1 protein-coding gene is annotated in these 547 nt (G+C 72.2%); it reads left to right on the top strand.

The window, feature by feature from the left end:
- Positions 1 to 451 (top strand): type II secretion system F family protein (locus KDH83_RS31295; RefSeq protein ID WP_212323014.1); only part of this gene is annotated, 451 nt, incomplete at its 5' end.
- Positions 452 to 547: the final 96 nt, after the last annotated feature.

Raw genomic sequence — 547 nt, 5'->3', positions numbered from 1 at the left:
CCATCTGGCCGAGAACGGCGAGGCGCCGCTGTCACAGGAACTTGGCCTGCTGCTGCGCGAGCAGCGGCTGGGCATACCCTGGGACGAGGCGCTGGCCCGACTGGAACAGCGGGTGCCGTCCGAGGCAACGGCCCTGACCGCCGCGGCCCTGCGCATCGCCACGCGATCCGGCGGCAATCTGGCCGAGGCGCTGGACCGCATCGCGGACACCCTGCGCGCCCGCTCGCAGTTGCAGGCCCGGCTGCGGGCGCTGACATCCCAGGGACGCATGCAGGCCTGGATCGTCGGCGCGTTGCCGGTGTTGCTGCTGGCCGTGCTTTACCAGCTGGAGCCCGCGATCATGAGCCTGCTGTGGCGCACGCCGGCCGGCTGGGGCGTGCTGGCGCTGCTGGTCGCGCTGGAGGCCGCCGGCGTGGTGCTGATCCGGCGCATTGTCAGGGTCGATGCATGAGACGGCGCCCCGTGCACGGAGGCAGACATGCCGCTTGATGCCGTAGCTGTCGTCGCGGCGGGGGGCGCGGGCTGGCTGACATGGCTGGCATTGCGA

It is taken from the genome of Achromobacter sp. Marseille-Q0513 (genome assembly GCF_018195695.1).
GTDB lineage: Bacteria > Pseudomonadota > Gammaproteobacteria > Burkholderiales > Burkholderiaceae_B > Achromobacter.
This window is presented reverse-complemented; position numbering and strand designations above follow the sequence as displayed.